A 4,194-nucleotide genomic window follows, 5' to 3' on the forward strand; every position below is an offset into this window, starting at 1 on the left:
GATGGGGATGGGGATGGGGATGGCGATGGCGCCCGCGCCATCGCGGCGCGCGACTCCATGAACGAAAAAAGGGTTACGGAAAACTCCGTAACCCTTTTTCGGATTTGGTGGGCTGCAGGATCAACAATTCACACCCAATCCATTGATTCAAAACGAAAATTAAATCGACGGTTGGAACATGAACCCCCAAACATACCCCCAATCGAGTGAGCCAATGCGGATGAGGCCATCGAGCGAATAATTGTGGCGTAAGTCGCCGATCGTCGGCCGCCCGAACAGAAAACTTCTGGAGATTTGGAGATATATGCTCTATTCACCCCGGAAGCCTTACTGGTCAAGGGTCCAACTATCTCCAAGTCTATCTCCAAAACACTCATTTACTTGGAGACAAAGTTGGAGATAGCCGGCAAATACGTCGCATGACGCCAGCCGTGTCGAGAAACGCCCTGCGGTCTGGAACGCTGCGCGCAAAGAAACTCCCGTGCCGCAGCCCTCCCCGATGCAACGGCAAAAGCTGGCCTTGTGTTCAATGAAAAGTTACTTTGCAACCGTCGCATCACGTCAGTGATTGGCGCGAGCAAGCGCGGCATAATCGCGACAAGATTGGGGATTCGGGGACCGAGATGTGCAAGTCCGGACCTAACCTCTCAGTCGGAGGCAGATCAGGTCTGAGATTGCCTGGACGTCGCCTCATCAAGGACGGTGACCGACCCATCTCCGCCATAGGCAGCGTCAGTATCACCGTCTGCAGTTCGCTCCCCAAACAGCCACCCAACTCTCACGGGCGCGTTTTCTCGAAGTTGGAAACAGCAATGAATGGGGCTGCGGCACGCCCTAATGGAGCCCTTGTCCTAGCGCAAGAGCTCAACAATCACGACATCAGTGTCGTCTCGCGCCCTCAATACGAGCCGCGCTTCATCTCGAACGGCAATGCCATCGCGTCGCGTCAGCCTGATCGGTCCTATGTCCAGTCGCCCATGATCCGCAACCAAATAAGCGGAACCGGTCATCGGCAAAACGTGCAGCATCGTCGTGCCTTCGCGCAGCGTCGCGATACGCACCCGCGCGTCGGCATGGAGGGGCAAAGCACCTGTGCGGACATCCTCCGGATCGCCGCTCGCCAGTGTGATGAATTGGCCCTCTCGACACCCTGGCGAACAGACCCGCGTCGAGCAGCGCGGTGTACCGGCCGGTGTGCGCGGACGTAGCCAGATCCGGAACTGTCGTGCGGGAATGTTTTCATCGTTGCGCTCGGCGTGATGGATCGCCGTGCCGGCACTCATCACGTGGACGGAATTGGCAACCAGGCGCGCGCGATTGCCCGCATCGTCTTCGTAGGTGATGGCCCCCGAACGTATCCACGTGACGATCTCGACGTCGCGGTGAGCACGAAGCCCGAGGCCCGCGTGCTGCGCGAATTCAATGTCGTTCCACATATGGAGCGGACCGAGCGGCGCATGGTCGGCGTGCCCGGAGTCGCCCGCGCGGAAATGTTGGCGGACATCAACGCCGCCGTGCCGGATTGCGTCAAGCGAAGGAAAAGGCCGATGTTCAATCATGACGGTGCTCGATTCGAGTGCGCCGGGCGTGGATCGCGATCGTCGAAGACCGCGTCCACCACACCCCGCGTGCTCAGCCTGGCTCAGATCTGCTGCTGGCCGCCGTCGACGAACAATTCGATACCGTTCACGAAGCTCGCGTCGTTCGAGGCCAGGAATAGCGCCGCGCCAGCGATCTCTTCCGGTTCACCGAGACGCCCCATCGGAATCAGGGAAGCCAGGTAATCGGCAAGCCCTTGCCGTTGCGTGGCGTCGTCCCCGGCAAGATCCAGCAGGCCCGGCGTACGGGTCGCGCCCGGGCTGATCGTGTTCACGCGCACACGGCGCTCCTTGAGGTCGAGAATCCAGCTGCGCGCAAACGCACGCACCGCCGCCTTCGAAGCCGAGTACACGCTGAACGCGGCAGTGCCCGCGCTACCGGCCGTCGAGCCGGTGAGAATCACCGATGCGCCCTCGGCAAGCAGCGGCAGCGCTTTTTGCACCGTGAACAGCACGCCCTTCACGTTGCGGTCGAAGGTGTCGTCGTAGTGCGCTTCGGTGATGTTGCCAAGCGGCAGCATCGAGCCGCCACCGGCGTTCACGAACAGCACGTCGAGGCGCCCCTGTTCTTCCTTGATTTGCGCATACAGCGCGTCGAGTTCATCGAGCCGGGTGGAATCCGAGCGGACGCCGGTCGCGTTGCCGCCGGCTTCGCGAATGCCTTTCACGGCGGCATCGAGTTCTGCCTGTCGGCGGCCCGTGAGATAGACGTGCGCGCCTTCCGCCGCGAAACGTTGCGCGGTGGCAAGGCCGATGCCGCTGGTTGCGCCGGTGACGAGTGCGATCTTGTTGTCGAGTTTGCGTGCCATGGTATTGCTCCTTTCGATGAGTCGGTGGATGTTTGCGTCGCAGTGGCTTGCTGCGATGTAAGGAGAATATCGACGGCCTGATCTTTTCGAAATAGAATTGATTGCAATCCAACGTTGCATAAATGAAAAGACAAGGACATGGCTCAACTCCCCGATTTCGAAGGGCTCGCGATGTTCGCGAAGGTGGCCGAGCACGGATCGTTCGCAGCCGCGGCGCGCGCGACCGGCGTGTCGGTCGCCACGGTCTCGCGCGGCGTGGCTCGCCTGGAGGACCGGCTGGGCGCACGGCTGTTCAATCGCACGTCGCGTCAGCTCTCGCTCACCGAGTTCGGCCGGACGATCAGCGAGAAAGCCGGCGAGATCTATCGCCAGGCCGAGGAGGCGGAAAGCTCGGCACGCGAAATGTCGGTGCAGCCACGCGGGCTGGTGCGTCTGGCGGTGCCGATGTCGTACGGGCTGCGCTGGGTTGCGCCGCTGCTGCCGGGCTTCTTTCGCGCTTATCCAGAGGTGTCGATCGACCTGCATCTATCGGATGCGTCGGTCGATCTGGTCGCCGATGGGTTCGACGCCGCCCTGCGTATCGCCGCGCTTCCGGATTCATCCCTGGTCGCGCGGCGGCTGTGCGCGGTGACGCAATTCGTGGTGGCGTCGCCAGAATATCTGAGACGTGAAGGACGACCCACGCATCCGCGCGAGCTGGTGGATCGCCCCTGTCTCTCATATGCGTACCGTGCGCGTAGCGCTGTATGGCGCTTCACGAACGACGCAGGCGAGGAGGAGCCGGTGATGCCGGCGGGCCCGCTGCGCGTGACGAACTCCGATGCGCTGTTGCCCACCCTGCTCGATGGCCTTGCAATCGCCGAGCTGCCTGAATTCATCGCGGGCGAGTATCTGGCCGATGGCCGTCTTGAAGCGATCCTCACCGACTGGTCGCTGACGAAGGGTGGTCTTTACTTCGTTACGCCGTCGGCGCGCGCACGGCCCGCGAAAGTCGCGGCGCTGTCGGATTACTTTGCCGAGCACCTTTCCGAGCCAACATGGCGGTGGCCGAAATGATCCATCGGCGCAGTTGATCAGCCGGCGTCCATCATTGCATTCATGCAATGATGGATTTCAAACGATTCTATTTCGCAAATATTGTCCGATCCGTATTCTCCTTTCCACCGGCTGCACGACATCACGTCGCAAGCCACTGGACCAAGCAAAAGGAGAATCACGATGAATACGCAAGCCACACCGAACACGCCCGATACCGCGACGGTTATAAGTGGTCGCCGGTTAAGGTGTATCGCGAGCGCTTCCGAAACGGTATTACTGCCGCGAATTGGGCGTTGCAAGCGAGCATAACTCGACGCTTCGGTGAGTTGATCCCCCCCGAGCCGCAGCGTGCCGTCATTTTGGTGACGCTACGCGCACTCGAAGACGGTTTGCCTGTTTATGCGGACGGCATTCGAGCGCTTGCCACATCGAACTGGACTGCAAACCCGATCTCTCAACGACTCAACATCGCAAGGTAGTTTTGTGCTATCCGGCTACGCGGAGGGAGTATTCCCCTCCGCGTTCATCGTCCTTCAACATCTCGCAAATTTTCAATCGCGTGCATCGCTGCCTGGCGATGCCCATGCCCTCTTGCTCGTGCGAAAATGCAGATCGCCGAGCCTGTAGTGGTCAACTGATCCCGGACACTGCGTTAAGTTTTTCTTCCGCAACCGCCGGCGCCAGTCCGTCATTGAACTGATGCGGCCGTATCCAGTTGTACCGGTGCATCAGGTAGTGGCTGATGTCCC

5 protein-coding genes are annotated in these 4,194 nt (G+C 60.6%); 3 read left to right on the forward strand and 2 right to left on the reverse strand.

Going from position 1 to position 4,194, the window contains the following annotated elements:
• The coding region (locus H0X91_RS35180) for a hypothetical protein (protein ID WP_230878101.1) at window positions 1–210 on the forward strand (210 nt) is incomplete at its 5' end.
• Between the two features lie 641 nt (window positions 211–851).
• Here the strand turns inward: H0X91_RS35180 and H0X91_RS34455 are convergent.
• A complete protein-coding gene (locus tag H0X91_RS34455) occupies window positions 852–1,559 on the reverse strand; it encodes a pirin family protein (RefSeq protein WP_062911041.1) in 708 nt (235 codons plus the stop codon).
• An 83-nt stretch (window positions 1,560–1,642) separates the two neighbouring features.
• Window positions 1,643–2,407, reverse strand: a complete 765-nt coding sequence (locus H0X91_RS34460; RefSeq protein ID WP_035973142.1) for an SDR family NAD(P)-dependent oxidoreductase — start codon at window positions 2,405–2,407, stop codon at window positions 1,643–1,645.
• Between the two features lie 138 nt (window positions 2,408–2,545).
• Between H0X91_RS34460 and H0X91_RS34465 the strand changes: the two genes are divergently transcribed.
• A complete protein-coding gene (locus tag H0X91_RS34465) occupies window positions 2,546–3,463 on the forward strand; it encodes a LysR family transcriptional regulator (protein WP_062911042.1) in 918 nt (305 codons plus the stop codon).
• A gap of 47 nt (window positions 3,464–3,510) precedes the next feature.
• On the forward strand, window positions 3,511–3,924 hold the full coding sequence (locus H0X91_RS34470) for a hypothetical protein (protein WP_196433806.1): 414 nt from the start codon (window positions 3,511–3,513) through the stop codon (window positions 3,922–3,924).
• The last annotated feature ends 270 nt before the right edge of the window (window positions 3,925–4,194 follow it).

The organism is Burkholderia sp. 9777_1386 (genome assembly GCF_015712265.1).
GTDB lineage: Bacteria > Pseudomonadota > Gammaproteobacteria > Burkholderiales > Burkholderiaceae > Burkholderia > Burkholderia cenocepacia.